Here is a 20,628-nt window from a genome sequence, read left to right as displayed (position 1 = left end):
GCTGGACCGGCGAGATCCCGACGGAGAGGTTGCCCGACTCCTCCGCCCCGGCCGGCGAGGACCGGCTCGACCTCTGGGACGCGATCGGCCGGGATGTGCCAGGCGGACTCCGACGCGACGATCTGGGTCCGCGTCAACGGTTTCACGGTCGACAGCGTCCCCCGCATGAAGGACGTCTCGCCGTTCAAGAACGGCGTACCGAGCGAGAGCACCCTCTGGACCGACGCACCGATCGGGCAGCCGCTCGCGGCGACGATCGGCGGCCGTGGCGCGATGCAGGTCGGCACCAGCTTCGTCGCCCGCAGCCGATCCGTCGTCGTACAGACGCTCGGGACTCCGGCCGACTACGTCGTACAGGACAACGTCGAGTACCGGATCCAGGTGCGGCTCAGCGACGGGAGCTCGGTGAACGGGTACCCCGCGGTCGGCGACCAGTCCCAGCTCGACACGAGTCAGCACATCCAGCTGGCCGTCCCGGCCGGTCGGCACGTGCAGGTGACGGCGCGACTGGTGGACAAGCTCGGCCGGCCGATGTCGGTGCCGAAGGCAAGAATCGGGGTGGCGATCTACGACGCCGGACCGCAGGTCAGCACGAACGGGATCGATCTGGACCGGGAGAAGGAGGTCGACGGCACCCGGTACCGGTTCGTCCGCTCGGTGGTCGTTCCTGCCTCCGGCGGCAAGGTGGAACTCACGACACCGGTCGGGAAACGGTTCCTCTGGGCCTACGGCAACACCAATCTCGGCCTCGGCGTGACCACGCGCTGGCGCGGAGTGACCGCGGACCAGGACGGTCCGCCCGCGTCCAGCGGCTTCGGCTGGATGGCCGAAGACGCGCAGTCCACGCCGAAGACAGTCACCTACCGGATCAGCTCGGGGCGTCCCACCGGCGGCAAGCTCGTGATCGCGCTGTACCTGCCCGTGAATTAGACCCAGGCGTGCAGGTCGGCGGCGTCCTTGGCCAACTGCTCCGGGGAGTCGTCGGCGACGAACTCGAGCAGGGCGTTGATCTCGCGGGGCTCGGCGGCGAGGCGGTCGAGGACCGGGCGCCAGAGCGACTCGCGGCCGGCGAGCGGGAGCCGGGTGTTCGACGGCCACCAGGAGAAGACGTGGACGGTCGTCAGCCACGGCATCAGGGCTTCGAGCTGGTCGAGGCACTGGGCGTCGTCCAGGTCGACGGGCGGCTGCCAGTACGTCTTGAGGTTGGGAGCCCCGACGTCGAGCAGCAGCGTGATGGTGGAGTCGACCTCGTCGGTGAGCGTGTTCCGGTGGAACTCCATCGCGATCTCGATCCCGGACGAGGCCGCCACGTCGGCCAGTTCGGCCAGCCCGCGGGTCACCGCCATCCGGTCCCCCACGCCCGCTTGCGCCGTACCGACATTGCCTGCCCAGACCCGGATCCGGGGAGCGCCGAGGGCCTCGGCAGTGGCGACCGCGGAGCGCATCTCCTCCCGGTCGACGCTGCCCGCCCGCAGATAGGAGCCGTACGCCGCGATCTCCAGTCCGTGGACCTCGCACACCGCCTTCACCCGCTGAGCGGTAACCAGATTGCCGAGCGGGACGTGTACGTCACCACCCCACTCGATCGCCGCGAGACCGGCCTTCGCCGCCAGCTCCACCACCTCGTCGGCCGGCAACTGGCGGAACGTCACCGAGACCAGACCGGTCCTCACACCCACGGGTGCCTCCTCGTGTCCACCCCTCTATCCAACCGCATCGCACCAGCGGCTCCCCGGGGACAACGGGTACTGGACTCAGGCCCGTCTCACGTCATGAGCAAAGCAATTGGATGCGACTGTCGCATGGGCATAGTCTGACGGCGTGCCAGAGCAGCGCAGAGGGTTCATCTACGGTTTCGCGGCGTACCTGATCTGGGGCCTGTTCCCGCTCTACTGGAGACTGCTGGACCACTCCGGCGCGATCGAACTGCTGGCCCACCGGGTCCTGTGGTCGCTGGTGACGATCGCGATCCTGGTCGTCGTACTGCGCAAGTTCGGCCAGGTGAAGGCGTTGCTGCGGGAGCCGCGGCGCCGGTGGCCGTTGATCGCGGCCGCGTTCCTCATCTCCGCCAACTGGGGTACCTACATCTGGGCGGTGAACCACGGCCGGGTGGTGGAGACGTCGCTCGGGTACTTCATCACTCCGCTGTTCACTGTGCTACTCGGCGTCGTCGTACTGAAGGAACGGTTGCGATCCTTGCAGTGGGTCGCGCTCGCGGTCGCCTTCGTCGCGGTCGCCGGGCTGACGATCGAGAACGGCCGACCACCGTGGGTCGCGATCATCCTCACCTTCTCGTTCGGGCTGTACGGGCTGACCAAGAAGCAGGCCGGCGCCGGGGCGATCGAGGGAATGGCGATCGAGTCCGCCACCGTGGCACCGCTGGCGCTCGCGGCGATCGTCGTACTCGGCACGCAGGGCGAGTCGACGGTCACGCATCACGGCGCCGGCTATCTGACGCTCGTACTGCTGACCGGGCCGATCACCGCCGTACCGCTGCTGCTCTTCGGGGCGTCCGCAACCAGGGTTTCGATGACGACGCTGGGGCTGCTGAATTACATTGCGCCGATCATGCAGTTCGTCTGCGGTGTGCTGGTGTTCCACGAGGAGATGTCGCCGATGCGGTGGGCCGGATTCGGGCTGGTCTGGCTGGCGCTGGTCATCTTCACCCTCGACAGCATGAACCGGCGGCGCCGCACCATCGCAATCGAGCGCGCCGCCGTCACCGCCTCCGCGGTGTGATCATTCGCTTGACGACCGGGATTCAGGACATTTAGTATCCAGGTTATGAAGATGAACGAAGGCGTCGAGTGGGCGATGCACAGCTGCGTGAATCTCAGCTGGCTGCCCGGCGAGGCGGTCACCGCCAAGCGACTCGCCGCCTTCTACAACCTTCCCACGGCGTATCTGAACAAGCAGCTCCAGGCGCTCACCCGGGCCGGCATCCTGACCTCGGTCTCCGGGCCCAAGGGCGGCTTCCAGCTGGCCCGCGACCCGCAGAAGATCACCCTGCTGGACATCGTGGTCGCGATCGACGGGCCGGACGACGCCTTCCGCTGCACGCAGATCCTGAAGGAGGGCCCGGGCGCCGACCCGAAGGTCGACTACACCAAGGTCTGCGTGGTCTCCCAGGCGATGCGCTCCGCCGAGCTGACCTATCGCCGGACGCTGGCCGGCCAGACCATCGCGGACATCGCCGAGCGGGTGGTGAGCACGTCTCCGGACGCTCCCGCCAGCACCCGGAACCGGTTCGCCAACCTCAAGTCCTGACCTTCACCCACGACCTTTCCGTCCAGACCCAGGAGTCGATTCTGGATGTTAGACATCCTGAATAAGCCACTGATCCTGTCCTTGCTCGCGTTCGCCCAACTGATCATCTCGATCGACTACACCATCGTGTACGTCGCCGTCCCGGACATCGGCCGCGACCTCGGCTTCGTCGCCCACAACCTGCAATGGGTGGTGAGCGGGTACGCCGTCGCCTTCGGCGGATTCCTTCTGCTGGGCGGCCGGATGTCCGACCTGCTCGGCCGGCGCCGGATGTTCACCGCCGGTCTCATCCTGTACGGCGCCTCCTCGCTGGCCGGAGGTTTCGCGACTGAGCCCGGCCTGCTGGTCGGCGCCCGGGCGGTGCAGGGATTCGGCGGTGCCGTCCTCGCGCCCGCCACGCTGTCGCTGATCGGCACGTTGTTCGCGGAGGGCCGGGACCGCAACCGGGCGTTCTCGATCTGGGGCGCGGCAGGTGGCAGTGGAATGGCGCTCGGCTCGTTGCTGGGTGGTGTCCTGACCCAGTCGTTCGGCTGGGCGGCGATCTTCTTCGTCAACGTTCCGCTCGCCGCGATCGGTGTGGTGGCGGCGCTGATCCTGCTCCCCGTCGACGGGACGGATCGTGGTTGCCGCAGATTCGACGTACCTGGCGCGGTGGCTGCGACGGCAGGGATCACCGCGGTTGTGTTCGCGCTGGTGCAGGGCCCGGCGACTGGGTGGGACGGTGTCAGCGTGGCTGCGGTCGTGGCCGGCGTCGTACTGCTGACGGCGTTCGTCCTGATCGAGCTCCGGTCGCCGGATCCCCTGCTGGCGTTGGGATTGCTGCGCGTTCGCAACCTCCGCAACGGCGTCAGTGTGATCCTGCTGTTCTCCGCGACGCTCGGAACGCTGCTGTACTTCGAGACCGTCTACTTCCAGGACGTCCTGGGCTACAACGCGCTGGAGACGGGCCTGGCGTACCTGCTCCCGATGCTGGCGATCTTCGTCGGCTCCAACCTGGGCGGGCGGCTGGCGACGCGGTTCGGTCTCCACCTGACTCTCGCGGTCAGCCTGTCCGTGTCCGCGGTCGGTGTCGCACTCCTCGGTCTGGTCCTGTCGAGCCATGCGTCGTACGGCGTTCTGGTTCCGGCACTGCTGATCCTCAGCTTCGGCCAGGGCAGCGCGTTCAGCACCATGTTCGCCGCCGCGTCCACCGGCGTCGCCGCGGAGTACCAGGGCATCGGCTCGGGGATGGCCTCGACCGGTCAGCAGATCGGGAACGCGGTCGGTCTCGCGATCCTCGTGGCCATCGCCAACCGCGGCACGGCCGGCCTGACCGGCGAGTCGCTGCGTACGGCGACCACCCACGGGCTCCGGCTCGCCGTCCTGCTCACCGCGGCCGGGGTCGTCGTCACCGCCGCGATCGCACTCACCGGCCGGCGTCGTACTCCGGTCCTGGTCGATGCCGTCAGCAACTGATCTGCCAACTAGCGAAGGAGAAACTGTCATGAGCACCATCCCGCCCGTCCTGGTCCGTGCCGCCGAAGCCGAGGTTCTGCCCGCCGCCGGAGTCACCCTGTTCGCCGACGTCGCCGACACCGGCGGTCACCTGACCAGCCACCGTTCGATCTTCAGGCCTGGCAAGGACAGCGCTCCCCCGCACCAGCACCGAGAGGCGTCCGAGCTGTTCTTCGTCCTCTCCGGCAGCCTGCGTGTCCTGCTCGGCGACGACCTCATCACCCTGGCCGAGGGCGACGTACTCGTCGTACCGCCGAACACCCCGCACGCCTTCGAGGCGGCCGGCGACGAGGCCGCCGAGGTCTTCTTCGTCCTCACCCACGCGAAGCCGCGCTTCGACTACTACCGCCTCCTCGAACGCGTCTACCGCGGCGAGACCGCGCCGTCCGAACTCGCCAAGACCAGCGACCTCTACGACAACCACTACGTCGAAAGCCCCACCTGGGACTCCCGCCAGTCATGACCTGACGGATTACGGGCACTGGGAACTGATGAGGCACGACTGGTTCCTGACCGCGACAGAGCGGGGCAACCCCACCACGGACATCGACGCCGACGGGGCCTGGACCGAGGGCAACCGGGTCCAGGCCCTGGTGCACGGCGCGACATACTTCCGCCGTCTGTACGACGAACTGTGCGCCCTGCGGCCGGGCGACCGGGTGTACTTCACCGACTGGCGTGGCGATCCGGACGAGGTACTGGTCGAGGGCGGTCCCAGCCTGGGTTCGGTGCTCTGCGACCTCGCCCGGTCCGGGGTCGAGGTCCGGGCGCTGCTGTGGCGGTCCCATTCGGATCACCTGAACTTCAACTCCCAGGAGAACCAGCGGCTCGGGACCGAACTGAACGAAGCCGGCGGCGAGGCGCTGCTCGACCAGCGGGTCCGTCGGCTGGCCTCGCACCACCAGAAGCTGTTCGTGATCCGGCATCGCGACAATCCTGCCGCGGATGTCGCCTTCGTCGGCGGCATCGATCTGTGCCATGGACGGCGCGACGACGGCCGGCACCTGGGTGATCCGCAACCGGCGCCGATGGATGCGCGGTACGGAGACCGGCCACCGTGGCATGACGTGATGTTCGAGCTCCGGGGTCCGGTGGTGGGAGATCTGCTGCGCTGCTTCGTCGAACGCTGGGACGATGCGCATCCGCTCGACCGCCGGACGCCGTACCGGATGGTGATCCAGCGGTTGGCGCGGATGCCGCGGCATCCGGAGGATCTGCCGGAGGCGTTCCCCGATCCGTCCGCGGCCGGGCCGCACGCCGTACAGGTGTTGCGGACGTATGCGCACAAGCATCCGGGGTTCCCGTTCGCGCCGGGTGGGGAGCACAGCATCGCTCGTGGCTATCTGAAGGCGTTCGGGCGGGCACGGTCGCTGATCTACCTGGAGGATCAGTACCTGTGGTCCACGGAGGTGACGCTGTGCCTGCGGGAGGCGTTGGTGCGGTCGCCCGAGTTGCGGATCATCGCGGTCGTACCGCGATACCCGGACCAGGACGGGCGGCTGAGTGGTCCGCCGGCTCGCTACGCGCAACTGGAGGCGATGCGGTTGCTGGAGTCGGATCGCGTGGCGATCTACAACCTGGAGAACGAGGCCGGCGTACCGATCTATGTGCACGCGAAGGTCTGCATCATCGACGATCAGTGGCTGACGTGTGGATCCGACAACTTCAACCGCAGATCCTGGACGAACGACAGCGAGCTGACCTGCGCGGTCGAATCCGAGGACCTGGCCCGCTCGTTGCGGTTGGAGCTGTGGTCCGAGCACCTGGGCACCGACGATCCCGAGCTCGACCCGATCGCCGGCTTCGACCAGTGGCGGGAGACGGCCGCCACCCTGGACGACTGGCACGCAAATGGTTGCCTCGGGCCACGACCCGCGGGCCGCATCCGTCCCCACACCCCCCAGCCGGTCCCCCGCCTCCACACCCCCTGGGCCCGCTGGCTCGCCAACCACCTCTACGACCCCGACGGCCGCCCCCGCACCCAACGCCACAACAACACCTTTTAACCAAAGGTGACGACGAGTACGGCGAGGGCGAGGAGGGTGTCGAGGACGGCGCAGAACTCGGACATGGATTGGGCGACGACTCGGTGGGTGCGGTGGTGGTAGGTGTCCCAGCCGGCGTGAATGAGGAGGCCGGCGGCTACGAGGACGCCAGCTACGGTTTGGTTCGCGTCTACCGCGATGAGGGCTGCGGCGGCCAGCACTATGAGAGCTGCTGCCTGCAGGGGTAGGCCCCAGGGTGGACGGAGGGCGCCGCGGATCACGCCGTACACGGCTAGTACGGCGGCGAAGGCCAGCATGACCCAGGTTGCGTTGAACCCCTCAACGTTGGACCCGAGGCCGACTGCTACGAAGCTGACGGCGAACATCGGCCAGGCGGCCGTGCGGCGCTGCAAGGCCGCGGCCCCGAGGTACAAGAATGCCGATGCCGTCACGATGGGCGCCACGTCGGCACCGCTCTCCATCCCCCAGGCCGCGAACGCCGCCATCGCGACGCCTGCCACCGCGGGCCACCGCCGCAGCACCCACGGCCGCCGCTCCACCTGCTCGACTGTGTCCACCAGCACCTCCCGGTCTCTGATGGACAGAGGACCACGCAGCCCTTTCAATTCGCTTTCGGCGCCGCCAATTCGCTTTCGGCGCCGCCAATTCGCTTTCGCCCTCGGGTGCGGCATCATCGGCGGATGGGAAGCTTCGTGATCCGCACCCCTCCCATTTCCATCGCCCGGGAGTTGTGGCGACTCGGCGAACCGGAACTGGCCGAGCGCGCCGCCAAGCTCACCGCCGTACAGGCCAAACGCATCGGCGAACGAGCCGGCAAGCTGCAGGACTCCGGACGAGCCGCCAAGCTCTGGCCGGACGGTCCGAGCGGCATCACGCCGGCGGTGATGCTGGCCGCGATCGAACACCTCGAAGGGAAGGCACGGCCCTGTGCTCGGCGACGGCGGCTACCCGAGAAGCAGCTGCCGCCATCGCTTCAATCGACTGAGGGCGAGCGCTGGGCAGCCCTCACTGCCATGACCCAGGAGCTGGACGCCAGACCGCGCGGACTGCGGGCGGTGTTCAGACGGAGCGGGTGACGACCAGGTCGCAGAGGGAGTCGAGGGCCTCGCGCGCCGGACCTTCGGGAAGGTCGGCGAGGAGCTTGCGGGCGTCGGCCGCGCGGCGTCGTACGTCGTCCTCGGCCTGACGGAACGCCGGGTGCGCCTGCAGCAACTCGATCGTCTCGGCCAGGCGGGCGTCGTCGGACAGATCGGAGTCGAGCAACGAGAGCAGGCGCGCGTCGTCCGGCTGAGCGGGGTCGGCCTGCGCGCGGAAGATCAGCACCGGCAGCGTCGGCACGCCTTCGCGGAGGTCGGTGCCAGGAGTCTTGCCGGACTGGTCGGACTCCGAGGCGATGTCGAGGATGTCGTCGGCCAACTGGAAGGCGACGCCGATCTCCTCGCCGAAGGCGCGCAGCGATTCCTGCACCTCTTCGGGCGCACCGGCGTACCGGGCTCCGAACAGCGCCGACGTCGCGATCAGCGAACCGGTCTTGTCGGCCACCACCGACAGGTAGTGCGCCAGCGGGTCCTGGCCCTCGCCGACACCGAGGGTCTCGCGGATCTGCCCCTCGACCAGCCGGCCGAAGGTGCGGGCCTGGATCCGGACCGCCTCCGGACCGAGATCGGCGACCAGGTCCGATGCCCGGGCGAACAGCCAGTCGCCGGACAGGATCGCGACCGAGTTGTCCCACCGGGCGTTCGCGGTGGACGAACCACGCCGAAGCGCGGCCTCGTCCATCACGTCGTCGTGGTGCAGGGTCGCGACATGGGTGAGCTCGACCACGGCCGCCGACTTGATCACCTCAGGGGCGGCGGGCGACGGACCGAACTCGGCCGCCAGCAGCACCAGCAGCGGCCGGAACCGCTTGCCGCCGGCAACCATGACGTGCTGCGCGGCCGCCGTGACGAACGGCGCCTCGGACTGGGTCGCGTCGTGCAGTTCCCGCTCGACCGACTCCAGGCCGTCGCGAACCCGGGACTCGAGCGCCTCGTCGGCGAACGCGAATCCCAGGCTCTCGGCCGGCAGCGGGGACGGACTCACCGGATGAACTCACCTGCTCGCGCCGCCAGGTCGAGCAGCGGCCCGGGAACCAGGCCGAGCACCACCGTGGCGGCGAGACCGAGCGCGACCGCGCTCGTGGTCTGCCAGCCGGGCAGGGCGACATCCGGCGCGTCGGCCGGGAGGTCGGAGAAGAACATCAGCACGATCACGCGAACGTAGAAGAACGCGGCGACCAGGCTGGACAGTACGGCGACCACCACCAGCGGCCACGCGCCACCGGTCCAGGCCGCGCTGAAGACGGCCCACTTGCCGGTGAAGCCCGCGGTCAGCGGGATGCCGGCGAAGGAGAGCAGGAAGAAGGCGAAGATGCCGGCCAGCAGCGGCGACTTCTTGCCCAGTCCGGCCCACCGGGACAGGTGGGTGGCCTCGCCGCCCGCGTCCCGCACCAACGTGACGACGGCGAAGGCGCCGACGGTCGCGAAGCCGTACGAGACCAGGTAGAACAGCACCGCCTGGGTCGAGGTGATCCCGTTGTGTACGCCGTTCCCGGCCTGCGCCAGCCCGACGAACGCGGTCAGCAGGAAGCCCGCGTGCGCGATCGACGAGTAGGCCAGCATCCGCTTCACGTCGGTCTGGGTGATGGCCACGATCGAACCGACCACCATGGTGAGGATCGCGACGATCCACATCATCGGAGCCCAGTCCCAGCGGGTGCCGCCGAGCGCGACGTAGAAGACGCGCATCAGCCCGATGAACGCGGCGATCTTGGTGCAGGCCGCCATGAACCCGGTGACCGGGGTCGGAGCGCCCTGGTAGACGTCCGGGGTCCAGGAGTGGAACGGTACGGCGCCGACCTTGAACAGCAGGCCGACAGCAACCAGTCCGGTCCCGGCCAGCAGGATCGTGTCCCCACCGGTCTGGGTGGACAGCGCGTCCGAGATGCCGCCCAGCGACATGGTGCCGGCGTACCCGTAGAGCAGCGCGATGCCGAACAGCAGGAACGCCGAGGAGAACGCCCCGAGCAGGAAGTACTTCATCGCGGCTTCCTGCGAGATCAGCCGGCGACGACGCGCCAGGCCGCAGAGCAGGTACAGCGGCAGCGAGAACACCTCGAGCGCGACGAACAGCACCAGCAGGTCGTTGGCCGACGCGAACAGCATCATGCCGCCGACCGCGAACAGCGTCAGCGGGAAGATCTCGGTGTGCTCGACCTTGGCCGCCGTACCCTCACGCTCGGCCTCGGACCCCGGTACGGCGGCCGCCTGGCCGGCGAACGCGGACAGTCCACCGTCGACCGACCGCTCGGCGAACAGCAGCACGCTGATGAGGGTCAGCGCCAGCAGGACCAGCCAGGTGAACAGCGCCGGGCCGTCGACCGAGATCGCGCCCTGCGCCGCGATCAGCTCCTTGTTGTCGTTCATCAGGATGCCGGTCAGTACGCCGGACACGAGCACGGCGACCACCGTGATCGCCAGCTGCACCAGGTGCCGCAGCGGGCGAGGCAGGAACGCCTCGGCCAGGACGCCGACACACGCCGCACCGAAGACCACGAGCAGCGGCGACAGCTCGCTGTACTCGATCTTCGGCGCGGTGAAGTCCGCCAGCGGCAGGATGTGCGCGATCACTTCTGTCCCTCCGTCACGGGGATCTGCGGTGCCTTGTCGGTCACACCGACGTGCTGCATGGTCGACTCCACCGCCGGCTTGATGATGTCGACCACCGGCTTCGGGAAGATTCCGAGGCCGACGATCAGCACCATCAGCGGAGCGATCGCGAGCACCTCACGCACGTTCAGGTCCTTGAGCTTCTCGATCCCGTCGCGGACCGGCCCGGTCATCAGGCGTTGGTACATCAGCAGGATGTAGAGCGCGGCCAGCACGATACCGACCACCGCGATCACCGCGATCACCTTGTGCCGGCTGAACGTCCCGGCCAGCACCATGAACTCGGAGATGAACGGCGACATACCGGGCAGCGCGAGGCTGGACAGGCCGGCGAACAGGAACGTGCCGGCCAGTACCGGTGCCACCTTCTCCACCCCGCCGTAGTCGGCGATCCGGGCCGATCCGCGCCGGGAGATCAGGTACCCGGCGACCAGGAACAGCGCGGCGGTGGAGAGGCCGTGGTTGAACATGTACAGCGTCGACCCGGTCAGGCCCTGCGACGTCAGCGCGAAGATGCCCATCACGATGAAGCCGAAGTGCGAGATCGAGGTGTACGCGATCAGCCGCTTGATGTCGGTCTGCCCGATCGCCAGCAGCGCGCCGTACAGGACCGAGATCAGCGCCAGCACCAGGACGACCGGGGTGGCCCACTCGGACGCGTTCGGGAACAGGCCCAGGCAGAACCGGATCATCCCGAAGGTGCCGATCTTGTCCAGGATGCCGACCAGCAGCACCGACGTACCCGGCGTCGCCTCCCCGGCTGCGTCCGGCAGCCAGGTGTGGAACGGCACCATCGGCGCCTTCACCGCGAACGCGAACATGAAGCCGAGGAACAGCCAGCGCTCGGTGTTCTGGCTCATGTCGAGCTTCATCATGTCGCTGAGCAGGTACGACGGGTCGCCGGCCCTGGCGGACACGACGTACAGGCCGACCACGGAGGCCAGCATCAGCAGACCGCCGAGCAGCGAGTAGAGCAGGAACTTCACCGCGGCGTACGAGCGCTGCGCGCCGCCGAAGCCACCGATCAGGAAGTACATCGGGATCAGCGTGGCCTCGAACAGCACGTAGAAGAGGAACACGTCGGTGGCGGCGAACACGCCGATCGACAGTGCCTCCAGGCCGAGGATCCAGGCGAAGAAGGACTTCTCCGACCAGCGGCCGTTCTGCGCGTCGTTCCAGGAGGCGATCAGCACGATCGGCGTCAGCAGCGCGGTCAGCACCACCAGGACGACACCGACCCCGTCGAGGCCGAGCGCGTAGTGCGCGCCGAAGGCCTTGATCCAGGTGTAGGTCTCGGCGTAGTCCTCGGGGCCGTTGCGGTTGTAGCCGATCGCAACGATCGCGGTCAGCACCAGCGTGACGAGCGAGAAGCCGAGCGCGACCTGCTTGGCCAGCAGCGCCTTCGCCCTGGGCACGAGCATCGTCACGATCGCCCCCACGAACGGCAGGAGCAGTAACAGGGTCAACCAACCGATGTTCACGACAACCTCACCGCGAGGAGGGCGACGACCACGAGTGCGGCGCCGAAGACCATGCTGAGTGCGTACGAACGGACGAAGCCCGTCTGGAACCGGCGGAGCCGGCCGGACATCCCACCGAACAGTGCGGCCAGCCCGTTCACCAGGCCGTCCACACCGCGGTTGTCGAGCCAGACCAGCGTCCGGGTGAGGTACTGGCCCGGGCGCATCAGGACCGTCTCGTTCAGCGCGTCGCCGTACAGGTCACGGCGGGCGAAGGTGGTGACCGGCGAGACCCGGACCGGTGCCTCGCGCGGGATGTCCCGGCGGAACAGCATGACCCCGATGGCCGCACCGACGAGCACCACCGCGAGGGTGATCAGCGTCATCGCCAGCGCGCTGATCGCTGGCTCGGCTTCCTCGAAACCGGTCACCGGCTCCAGCCAGTCGACGATCCAGTGGCCGGCGAAGTAGAGCGCACCGCCGACCAGCGACAGGATCGCCAGGATGATCAGCGGACCGGTCATCACACTGGGCGACTCGTGCGGGTGCACGTCCTTCTCCCAGCGCTTCTCGCCGAAGAAGGTCATCATCATCAGCCGCGTCATGTAGAACGCGGTGATGCCGGCGCCGAGCAGCGCACAGAGACCGACCACGAAGTTCTCCGCGAAGGCGACCTCGATGATGTGGTCCTTGCTGAAGAATCCGGAGAACGGCGGGATGCCGAGGATCGCCAGGTAGCCGAAGGCGAACGTCACGAAGGTGACCTTCATGTACTTGCGCAGAGCACCGTAGTGCCGCATGTTCACGTCGTCGTCCATGCCGTGCATCACCGAGCCGGCGCCGAGGAACATGTTGGCCTTGAAGAAGCCGTGCGTGAGCAGGTGGAAGATCGCGAAGGCGTAGCCGACCGGGCCGAGACCCGCGGCGAGCATCATGTAGCCGATCTGGCTCATCGTCGAACCGGCCAGGGCCTTCTTGATGTCGTCCTTGGCGCAACCGATGATCGCACCGGCGAGCGCGGTCACCGTACCGACGATCACCACCGCGGTGGACGCGGCGTCGGTGACCTCGTAGATCGCGTTCGAGCGGACCACCAGGTAGACGCCCGCGGTGACCATGGTCGCCGCGTGAATGAGGGCCGACACCGGGGTCGGGCCCTCCATCGCGTCCAGCAGCCAGGACTGCAGCGGCACCTGCGCGGACTTGCCGCAGGCGGCCAGCAACAACATCAGCCCGAGCAGCGTGGCCCAGGTCGGCGAGAGGTGCTCCGCGCCGGCGTCGACGGTCGCGAAGGCGGAGGAACCGAACAGCGCCCACATGCTCATCACCGCGAGCGAGAGGCCGATGTCACCGACCCGGTTCACCACGAACGCCTTCTTCGCGGCGACCGCGGCCGAGTTCTTGTGCTGCCAGAACCCGATCAGCAGGTACGACGCCAGGCCGACGCCTTCCCAGCCGACGAACACCAGCAGGTAGTCGGCCGCGAGCACCAGCAGCAGCATCGACGCGATGAACAGGTTCAGGTAGCCGAAGAAGCGGCGCCGCCGCTCGTCGTGCTCCATGTAGCCGATCGAGTAGATGTGGATCAGTGAACCCACACCGGTGATCAGCAGCACGAACAGGATCGACAGCGGGTCGATCAGCAGACTGAAGTCGACCTTGATGCTGCCGACCGAGAACCACTCGAACAGCTTGAAGGTCTCGGACCGCTCCTCGGTGCCGAGACCCTGCATCTGGACGAACAGAACGACGCCGAAGGCGAAAGCGATCAGCGGTGCCAGCGTGCCGAGCAGGTGACCCCAGGCGTTGGTGGCTTTGCCACCGAGCAGCAGGATCGCCGCGGACACGGCCGGGACCGCGACCAGCAGCCACGTCAGCTCATGACTCATCGGTGATTACCTCAGTACTTGAGCAGGTTGGCGTCGTCGACCGAGGCCGAGCGACGGGTGCGGAAGATGGCCATGATGATCGCCAGCCCGATCACGACCTCGGCCGCGGCCACCACCATCACGAAGAAGGCGGCGATCTGGCCGTCGAGGTTGCCGTGCTGGCGGGCGAAGCTGACGAACGCGAGGTTGGTCGCGTTCAGCATCAGCTCGACACACATGAAGACGACGATGGCGTTGCGGCGCACCAGCACGCCCAGCGCACCGATGCTGAACAGGATTGCCGCGAGCACGATGTACGGCTCGGTCGTCATGCGCGTCCTCGCTTCGCTCCGGGCGCACATGCCGAAAGCGTGCTGCGCTGGATTGTTCGCTCGCTCCGCTCGCTCACGCTTTGTCTCCTTCGCCGAATCCGGACAGGTCAGTGCTCTCGGGCTCGGACGGGACCTGGTCGCCCTGGTCGCCCTCGCTGATCTTGCGGACCGTCTCGATCTCGTCGCGCTCCTCGGTTTCGGGGAACACGGTGCCACGTGCCTGGAGCACGCGCGAAACCGAGGTCGGTGCGATCGACCCGTCCGGCAGCAGCGCCGGCGTGTCGACGGCGTTGTGCCGGGCCAGCACACCCGGGGTCGGCAGCGGACCCGGGTGGATCCCCTGCTCGGCGTACTTGCGGATCCGCTCCTCGGCGTGGTCGCGCTGGGTCCGCTTCTTGGTCAGCCGCTCGCGGTGCGCCAGCATCATCGCGCCCATGGCGGCGGTGATCAGCAGCGCCGAGGTGACCTCGAAGGCGAACACGTACTTGCCGAACAGCAGTTGCGCGATGCCCTTCGGGTTGCCGTCCGGCTGCGCGTTGGCCAGGCCGACCGGGTCGCCGTACATCGCGTTGCCGACGGCAGCGATCAGCAGGACCGCGAAGCCGAGGAACGCCAGCCCGGCCAGCAGTCGCTGGCCGCGGATCGTCTCGACCAGGGAGTCGGACGCGTCCACACCGACCAGCATCAGCACGAACAGGAACAGCATCAGGATCGCGCCGGTGTAGACGATGATCTGGACCGCGAACAAGAACGGCGCGTCCTGGGCGGCGTACTGGACGGCCAGGCAGATCATCACCGTCGCCAGCAGCAGCGCGGAGTGCACCGCCTTGCGGACCAGCACCATCGCGATCGCGGCCAGGATCATGACCGGGGCCAGCATCCAGAACGCGAACTGCCCGCCGGTGACCATGCCGATCATTTGGCGTCACCACCCTCGGCGGGTACGACGGAACCGGTCAGACCGAGGTAGTAGTCCTTCTCGGTCGCGCCCAGTTGCATGTCGTGCGGCGGCTCCTGCATGCCCGGCAGCATCGGCGCCAGCAGGTCCTTCTTCTCGTAGATGAGGGACTCGCGGGTGCGGTCGGCCAACTCGTACTCGTTGGTCATCGTGAGTGCCCGGGTCGGGCAGGCCTCGATGCACAGCCCGCAGAGGATGCAGCGCAGGTAGTTGATCTGGTACACCCGCCCGTACCGCTCGCCCGGCGAGAACCGTCCACCCTCAGTGTTGTCCGCGCCCTCGACGTAGATGGCGTCCGCGGGGCAGGCCCACGCGCACAGCTCACAGCCGATGCACTTCTCCAGGCCGTCCGGCCAGCGGTTCAGCTGGTGCCGGCCGTGGAAGCGTGGCGCGGTCGGCTTCTTCTCGAAGGGGTACTCCTCGGTGAACACCTTGCGGAACATCGTCCGGAAGGTGACGCCGAACCCGGCTACCGGGTCCCAGAGGGACTCTTTGACACTAGCCACGATGGGCTTCCTCGCTTCGGCTCGAAGTCTTGACGAGCGGTGGTGGCACCGGGAACCCGCCGGCGAAGGCGTCGAAGTCCTTGCCGTCGTCGTCCTCGGTCTTGTCGGTCTTGGGCTTCTGCGGGACGGCCAGCGAGATCAGCGCCAGCAGTACGGCGATACCGGCCGCGACCAGCAGCCAGGTGCGGGGCGTGGACGCCTCCCGGCCGACCGCGCGGACGGTGGCGACCAGCAGGATCCAGCCCAGCGACACCGGGATCAGGATCTTCCAGCCCAGCTTCATGAACTGGTCGTAGCGCAGCCGCGGCAGCGTTCCGCGCAACCAGATGTAGAAGAAGATGAAGCACATCATCTTGCCGACGAACCACAGCACCGGCCAGAAGCCGGAGTTCGCGCCGTCCCAGATCGAGATCGGCCACGGTGCCCGCCAGCCGCCCAGGAACAGCGTGGTGGCCAGCGCCGACACGGTCGCCATGTTGATGTACTCGGCCAGGAAGAACATCGCGTACTTCATCGAGGAGTACTCGGTCAGGAAGCCGGCCACCAGTTCGCCCTCGGCCTCCGGCAGGTCGAACGGTGCCCGGTTCGTCTCGCCGATCATCGAGATCACGTAGATCACGAACGACGGGAACAGCAGGAACGCGTACCAGCCGGGGATCGGGATGTCCGCGCCGAACAGGCTGACCGACTGGTGCGAGCCCTGCGCCGCGACGATCTCCGAGGTGGACATCGACCCGGCGAACAGGAACACCGTCACCAGCGCGAGGCCCATGCCGACCTCGTAGGAGATCATCTGCGCGCTGGACCGCAGGCCACCGAGCAGCGAGTACGTCGAGTTGGACGACCAGCCGCCGAGCACGATGCCGTAGATGCCGATCGAGGCGACCGCCATCACGTACAGCACCGAGACCGGCAGGTCGGTGATCTGCAGCCGGGTGTAGGTGTCGGTGAATGGGATCTTCACCGTCGGCCCGAACGGGATCACCGCGAAGGTCAGGAAGGCCGGGATCGACACGATCACCGGGGCCGCGACAAAGACGAACCTGTCCACGCCCTTCGGCATCAGGTCTTCCTTGAACATCAGCTTCATACCGTCGGCGAGCGACTGCAGCAGACCCTGCGGGCCGTGCACATTCGGTCCGATCCGGTGCTGCATCCGGGCCACCACCCGGCGCTCCCACCAGATGTTGAACAGCGTCAGCACGACCAGGAAGACGAAGACCAGCAGCACCTTGATGCCGACGACCCACCAGGGATCGTGGCCGACGCCCGCATCCGGCACAGCGAGCGGGATCATGCTCATGCGTTCCCTCCGGCGATCGTCACGATCGAACCATGGTCTGCGTGCAGCGACCGGCGTACGTGGGAGTCGGCCGAGTTGGTCGGCAGCCAGACCACGTTGTCGGGCATCGGAGTGATCACGACCGGCAGCCGGATCGAACCGGCGTCTGTGCTCACCACCAGCTCGTCGGCGTCGACAACACCGACCCGGCGCGCCGTCGTCAGCGAGATCCGGGCGACCGGCGTCCGGGCGGTGGCCGTCAGATGCGGCTCACCGTCGTTGGCACGGCTGTCGTCGATCAGCATCCGCCAGGTCGCCAGCCGGGTGGAGTCGAACGCGCCGAGCGACGGACCGGCCTGGTACGTCGGCTCCTGCGCGCGGTCACCGTCCCAGCGGCCGAGCTCGTCGTACTCCTTCTTTGCGCCGGCCGGAGTGCTGAACCCGAGCGACCGGTCCATCTCCTGCGCCAGCGCGGCCAGCGCCCGTACGTCGGGCATCGCGGCCGCGACCTTCAGCACCACCGGGAACGACCGCTCGCGGCCCTCCCAGTTGACGAAGGTGCCGTCCTTCTCCGCCGGCGGAACCACCGGGAAGACGACATCGGCGTACTCGGTCACCTGCGACTTGCGGACCTCGAAGCTGACCACGAACGGCGCGGCCTCCAGCGCGGCCAGCGCCGCGGCCGGGTCCGGCAGGTCGTCGATCTCGACGCCGGCAACCACCAGCGCGTCCAGCGATCCCGCTGCCGCGAGGATCTCGGTCAGGTCCTTGCCGACGTTCGACGGCAGGCTGTCCACACCCCAGGCGGCCTGCAGGTCGACCCGCGCCTGCGGGTCGGTCACCAGCCGGCCACCGGGCAGCAGCCCCGGGAGGCAACCGGCCTCGAGGGCGGCCCGGTCACCCGCACGCCGCGGGATCCAGGCGAGCTGCGCGCCCGTGTCGAGCGCCAGCCGCAGTGCGGTCGAGTAGCCACCCGGGACACTGGCCAGCCGCTCGCCCACGATGATGATCGAGTCGGAACCGAGCGCGGCCCGCGCAGCGGATCCGGCCTCGCCCGCGCTGCCGAGGTCAGCCAGCAGGGCGGCCTCCGTGCCGGGCGATGCCTGGACGACCACACCGTCGAGCTTCTCGACCCCGCGGGACGCGTACGCCGCCACGGAGAACACCTTGGTGCCGTGCGCACGGACGCCCTTGCGCAGTCGCAGGAACACGGCCGGCGCTTCCTCTTCGGGCTCGAACCCGACGAGCAGCACCGATCCGGCCTTCTCCAGGTCGGAGAACGTCGTACCGAGGCCCGTGCCGGCGACCGCGGCGGCGAGGAAGTCCACTTCCTCCGCCGAGTGCGGCCGGGACCGGAAGTCGATGTCGTTCGTGCCGAGGACGACGCGCGCGAACTTCGAGTACGCGTAGGAGTCCTCGAGGGTCAGCCGGCCACCGGTCAGCACCGCCGCGTTGCCGCGGGCCGCCGTCAGCTTCTGGCCCGCGAAGGTGAGCGCCTCCGGCCAGGACGCCGGCCGCAGCTCGCCGTCCTCGCGGATCATCGGGTGGGTCAGCCGGTCACCGGTGGTCGCGTAGTTGAACGCGAACCGGTCCTTGTCGGAGATCCACTCCTCGTTGACCTCGGGATCGTCACCGGCCAGCCGGCGCATCACCTTGCCGCGCCGGTAGTCGACCCGGATCGCCGCACCGGACGAGTCGTGCTCGGCCACCGACGGCACCGAGACCAGGTCGAACGGCCGGGACCGGAACCGGTACGCCGCGCTGGTCAGCGCGCCCACCGGGCAGATCTGGATGGTGTTGCCGGAGAAGTAGCTCTCGAACGGCTCCTTCTCGTAGATGCCGACCTGCTGCAGCGCACCGCGCTCGACCAGCGCGATGAACGGGTCACCGGCGATCTGCTCGGAGAACCGGGTGCAGCGCGCGCACAGCACGCAACGCTCGCGGTCCAGCAGCACCTCGGCCGAGATGTTGATCGGCTTCGGGAAGGTCCGCTTGACCTCGTGGAACCGCGACTCGCCGTACCCGTTGCTCATCGCCTGGTTCTGCAGCGGGCACTCGCCGCCCTTGTCGCAGACCGGGCAGTCCAGCGGGTGGTTGATCAGCAGGAACTCCATGTTCCCGTGCTGCGCCTTGTTCGCCACCGGCGAGCTCACCTGGGTGCGGACCACCATGCCGTCGGCGACGGTGATCGTGCAGGAGGCCTGCGGCTTCGGCATCCCGCGGCCGTTGCCGGCGTCGGTGATCTCGACCAGGCACTGGCGGCAGGCGCCGACCGGGTCGAGCAGCGGGTGGTCGCAGAACCGCGGGATCTGGATCCCGATCTGCTCCGCCGCCCGGATCAGCAGGGTGTTCTTGGGAACCTTCACCTCGATGTCGTCGATGGTGACGGTGATCAGATCGGTCCGCTCCACTTCAGCCGACGGGTTCACTGTGTTGTTAGCGATCGTCATGCGCTTGCTCCAGCGGTAGCGAAGACTGTGCTTGCCATCGGGTCGAACGGGCAGCCGCCGTTCTCGAAGTGCGCCAGGTACTCGTCCTTGAAGTGCTGGATCGAGCTGGTGATCGGCGCGGTCGCACCATCGGCCAGCGCGCAGAACGCCCGGCCGGTGATGTTCTCGCACAGGTCGAGCAGGGTTTCGAGGTCGTCCTTGCTGCCCTTGCCGTGCTCCAGGCGCTCGAGGATCTGCACCAGCCACCAGGTGCCCTCACGGCACGGGGTGCACTTGCCACAGGACTCGTGCTTGTAGAACTCGGTCCAGCGCAGCACCGAGCGGACCACGCAGGTCGTCTCGTCGAAGATCTGCAGCGCCTTGGTGCCGAGCATCGAGCCGGCCGCGCCGACGCCCTCGTAGTCCAGCGGGATGTCGAGGTGCTCGGCGGTCAGCAGCGGCGTGGACGAACCACCCGGCGTCCAGAACTTCAGCTCGTGGCCCTCGCGGACCCCGCCGGCCAGATCGATCAACTGCCGCAGCGTGATGCCCATCGGCGCCTCGTACTGACCCGGGCGGGTGACGTGCCCGGACAGCGAGTAGAGCGTCATGCCCTTGGACTTCTCGGTGCCCATCGACGAGAACCAGTCGGCGCCGTTCTTGATGATGGCGGGAACCGATGCGATCGACTCGACGTTGTTGATGACAGTGGGGCTTCCGTACAGACCGGCCACGGCCGGGAAGGGGGGACGCAGCCGGGGTTGACCGCGACGACCTTCCAGCGAGTCGAGCAGCGCCGTCTCCTCGCCACAGATGTAGGCGCCGGCGCCGGCGTGCACGATCACGTCCAGGTCGTAGCCGGTGCCGAGGATGTCGGTGCCGATGAAGCCGGCTTCCTTGGCCTCGGCAACCGCCTGCTGCAACCGGCGGACGACGTGCAGCACTTCACCGCGGACATAGATGAACGCGACCGACGCGCGGATCGCGTACGACGCGATGATGACGCCCTCGACCAGCGTGTGCGGCGAGGCGAGCATCAGCGGGATGTCCTTGCAGGTGCCCGGCTCGGACTCGTCCGCGTTCACCACCAGGTACTTCGGCTTCGGGTTGTCCTGCGGGATGAACGACCACTTCATGCCCGTCGGGAAGCCCGCGCCACCACGGCCGCGCAGTCCGGAGTCCTTGACGGCGCTCACCACGTCGGCCGGCTGCATCCGCAGCGCGGTGCGCAGAGCGTCGTACCCGCCGGACCGCTGGTACGACGCCAGTTGCCAGGAACGGATCTGGTCCCAGTTGTCGGACAGTACCGGGGTCAGCAT

19 protein-coding genes are annotated in these 20,628 nt (G+C 68.1%); 7 read left to right on the top strand and 12 right to left on the bottom strand.

The features are described from left to right. The first annotated feature begins 165 nt into the window (after positions 1-165). On the top strand, positions 166-930 hold the full coding sequence (locus E0H75_RS09025) for a hypothetical protein (protein WP_131512712.1): 765 nt from the start codon (positions 166-168) through the stop codon (positions 928-930). On the opposite strand, the gene E0H75_RS09020 is transcribed toward E0H75_RS09025, so the two are convergent. Then, entirely contained in the window at positions 927-1,679 is a 753-nt protein-coding gene (locus E0H75_RS09020) for a sugar phosphate isomerase/epimerase family protein (protein ID WP_131512711.1), read from the bottom strand. The two genes, E0H75_RS09025 and E0H75_RS09020, sit on opposite strands and share 4 nt — an antisense overlap. A gap of 142 nt (positions 1,680-1,821) precedes the next feature. On the opposite strand from E0H75_RS09020, the gene rarD reads away from it, so the two are divergent. From rarD to E0H75_RS08995, 5 genes are read left to right on the top strand one after another with little or no spacing between them, the layout of a single operon-like run. Continuing rightward, the gene (gene rarD / locus E0H75_RS09015; protein WP_131512710.1) at positions 1,822-2,739 is read left to right on the top strand and encodes an EamA family transporter RarD; all 918 of its coding nucleotides are present in this window, start codon (positions 1,822-1,824) and stop codon (positions 2,737-2,739) included. 45 nt (positions 2,740-2,784) lie between these two features. Beyond that, a complete protein-coding gene (locus E0H75_RS09010; RefSeq protein WP_131512709.1) occupies positions 2,785-3,267 on the top strand; it encodes an RrF2 family transcriptional regulator in 483 nt (160 codons plus the stop codon). Positions 3,268-3,312: 45 nt separating this feature from the next. Continuing rightward, the gene (locus E0H75_RS09005; protein WP_131512708.1) at positions 3,313-4,722 is read left to right on the top strand and encodes an MFS transporter; all 1,410 of its coding nucleotides are present in this window, start codon (positions 3,313-3,315) and stop codon (positions 4,720-4,722) included. 28 nt (positions 4,723-4,750) lie between these two features. Then, a complete protein-coding gene (locus E0H75_RS09000) occupies positions 4,751-5,224 on the top strand; it encodes a cupin domain-containing protein (protein WP_131512707.1) in 474 nt (157 codons plus the stop codon). Positions 5,225-5,252: 28 nt separating this feature from the next. Further along, entirely contained in the window at positions 5,253-6,767 is a 1,515-nt protein-coding gene (locus tag E0H75_RS08995; protein ID WP_131512706.1) for a phospholipase D family protein, read from the top strand. On the opposite strand, the gene E0H75_RS08990 is transcribed toward E0H75_RS08995, so the two are convergent. Beyond that, a complete protein-coding gene (locus tag E0H75_RS08990) occupies positions 6,764-7,324 on the bottom strand; it encodes a hypothetical protein (protein ID WP_202872870.1) in 561 nt (186 codons plus the stop codon). The genes E0H75_RS08995 and E0H75_RS08990 overlap by 4 nt on opposite strands. A 123-nt stretch (positions 7,325-7,447) precedes the next feature. Between E0H75_RS08990 and E0H75_RS08985 the strand changes: the two genes are divergently transcribed. Further along, positions 7,448-7,843: a hypothetical protein gene (locus tag E0H75_RS08985; protein ID WP_131512705.1), complete on the top strand. Its 396-nt coding sequence runs from the start codon at positions 7,448-7,450 to the stop codon at positions 7,841-7,843. On the opposite strand, the gene E0H75_RS08980 is transcribed toward E0H75_RS08985, so the two are convergent. From E0H75_RS08980 to nuoF, 10 genes are all read right to left on the bottom strand, one after another. Beyond that, positions 7,827-8,849: a polyprenyl synthetase family protein gene (locus E0H75_RS08980; protein ID WP_131512704.1), complete on the bottom strand. Its 1,023-nt coding sequence runs from the start codon at positions 8,847-8,849 to the stop codon at positions 7,827-7,829. The genes E0H75_RS08985 and E0H75_RS08980 overlap by 17 nt on opposite strands. Continuing rightward, on the bottom strand, positions 8,846-10,432 hold the full coding sequence (gene nuoN, locus E0H75_RS08975; protein WP_420323287.1) for an NADH-quinone oxidoreductase subunit NuoN: 1,587 nt from the start codon (positions 10,430-10,432) through the stop codon (positions 8,846-8,848). Before nuoN ends, E0H75_RS08980 begins: the two co-directional genes overlap by 4 nt. Then, on the bottom strand, positions 10,432-11,955 hold the full coding sequence (locus E0H75_RS08970) for an NADH-quinone oxidoreductase subunit M (RefSeq protein WP_131512702.1): 1,524 nt from the start codon (positions 11,953-11,955) through the stop codon (positions 10,432-10,434). Before E0H75_RS08970 ends, nuoN begins: the two co-directional genes overlap by 1 nt. Then, entirely contained in the window at positions 11,952-13,823 is a 1,872-nt protein-coding gene (nuoL, locus tag E0H75_RS08965; protein ID WP_131512701.1) for an NADH-quinone oxidoreductase subunit L, read from the bottom strand. Before nuoL ends, E0H75_RS08970 begins: the two co-directional genes overlap by 4 nt. Before the next feature lie 11 nt (positions 13,824-13,834). Further along, on the bottom strand, positions 13,835-14,134 hold the full coding sequence (nuoK, locus tag E0H75_RS08960; RefSeq protein WP_130384807.1) for an NADH-quinone oxidoreductase subunit NuoK: 300 nt from the start codon (positions 14,132-14,134) through the stop codon (positions 13,835-13,837). Between the two features lie 73 nt (positions 14,135-14,207). Then, positions 14,208-15,053: an NADH-quinone oxidoreductase subunit J gene (locus E0H75_RS08955; RefSeq protein WP_131512700.1), complete on the bottom strand. Its 846-nt coding sequence runs from the start codon at positions 15,051-15,053 to the stop codon at positions 14,208-14,210. Then, the gene (gene nuoI, locus E0H75_RS08950; protein ID WP_131512699.1) at positions 15,050-15,598 is read right to left on the bottom strand and encodes an NADH-quinone oxidoreductase subunit NuoI; all 549 of its coding nucleotides are present in this window, start codon (positions 15,596-15,598) and stop codon (positions 15,050-15,052) included. Before nuoI ends, E0H75_RS08955 begins: the two co-directional genes overlap by 4 nt. Next, the gene (gene nuoH / locus E0H75_RS08945) at positions 15,591-16,901 is read right to left on the bottom strand and encodes an NADH-quinone oxidoreductase subunit NuoH (RefSeq protein WP_131512698.1); all 1,311 of its coding nucleotides are present in this window, start codon (positions 16,899-16,901) and stop codon (positions 15,591-15,593) included. Before nuoH ends, nuoI begins: the two co-directional genes overlap by 8 nt. Then, positions 16,898-19,330: an NADH-quinone oxidoreductase subunit G gene (locus tag E0H75_RS08940; RefSeq protein WP_131512697.1), complete on the bottom strand. Its 2,433-nt coding sequence runs from the start codon at positions 19,328-19,330 to the stop codon at positions 16,898-16,900. The genes nuoH and E0H75_RS08940 overlap by 4 nt, the downstream gene beginning before the upstream one ends. Next, complete coding sequence (nuoF, locus tag E0H75_RS08935; RefSeq protein WP_202872869.1) at positions 19,327-20,628, bottom strand: NADH-quinone oxidoreductase subunit NuoF; 1,302 nt, start codon at positions 20,626-20,628, stop codon at positions 19,327-19,329. Before nuoF ends, E0H75_RS08940 begins: the two co-directional genes overlap by 4 nt.

The sequence above is a fragment of the Kribbella capetownensis genome (assembly GCF_004331485.1).
GTDB classification, from domain to species: Bacteria; Actinomycetota; Actinomycetes; order Propionibacteriales; family Kribbellaceae; genus Kribbella; species Kribbella capetownensis.
The sequence above is the reverse complement of the archived record's forward strand: the minus strand, read 5'-3'. Positions and strand labels throughout refer to the sequence as shown.

What these genes read in the sequence shown, in the direction of transcription:
- E0H75_RS09025 (WP_131512712.1), top strand. Translation starts at nt 166, where the DNA reads ATGAAGGACGTCTCGCCGTTCAAGAACGGCGTACCGAGCGAGAGCACC.
- E0H75_RS09010 (WP_131512709.1), top strand. Translation starts at nt 2,785, where the DNA reads ATGAAGATGAACGAAGGCGTCGAGTGGGCGATGCACAGCTGCGTGAAT.
- E0H75_RS09005 (WP_131512708.1), top strand. Translation starts at nt 3,313, where the DNA reads ATGTTAGACATCCTGAATAAGCCACTGATCCTGTCCTTGCTCGCGTTC.
- E0H75_RS09000 (WP_131512707.1), top strand. Translation starts at nt 4,751, where the DNA reads ATGAGCACCATCCCGCCCGTCCTGGTCCGTGCCGCCGAAGCCGAGGTT.
- E0H75_RS08995 (WP_131512706.1), top strand. Translation starts at nt 5,253, where the DNA reads ATGAGGCACGACTGGTTCCTGACCGCGACAGAGCGGGGCAACCCCACC.
- E0H75_RS08985 (WP_131512705.1), top strand. Translation starts at nt 7,448, where the DNA reads ATGGGAAGCTTCGTGATCCGCACCCCTCCCATTTCCATCGCCCGGGAG.
- nuoL (WP_131512701.1), bottom strand. Translation starts at nt 13,823, where the DNA reads ATGAGTCATGAGCTGACGTGGCTGCTGGTCGCGGTCCCGGCCGTGTCC.
- nuoK (WP_130384807.1), bottom strand. Translation starts at nt 14,134, where the DNA reads ATGACGACCGAGCCGTACATCGTGCTCGCGGCAATCCTGTTCAGCATC.
- E0H75_RS08955 (WP_131512700.1), bottom strand. Translation starts at nt 15,053, where the DNA reads ATGATCGGCATGGTCACCGGCGGGCAGTTCGCGTTCTGGATGCTGGCC.
- nuoH (WP_131512698.1), bottom strand. Translation starts at nt 16,901, where the DNA reads ATGAGCATGATCCCGCTCGCTGTGCCGGATGCGGGCGTCGGCCACGAT.
- E0H75_RS08940 (WP_131512697.1), bottom strand. Translation starts at nt 19,330, where the DNA reads ATGACGATCGCTAACAACACAGTGAACCCGTCGGCTGAAGTGGAGCGG.
- nuoF (WP_202872869.1), bottom strand. Translation starts at nt 20,628, where the DNA reads ATGCTGACCCCGGTACTGTCCGACAACTGGGACCAGATCCGTTCCTGG.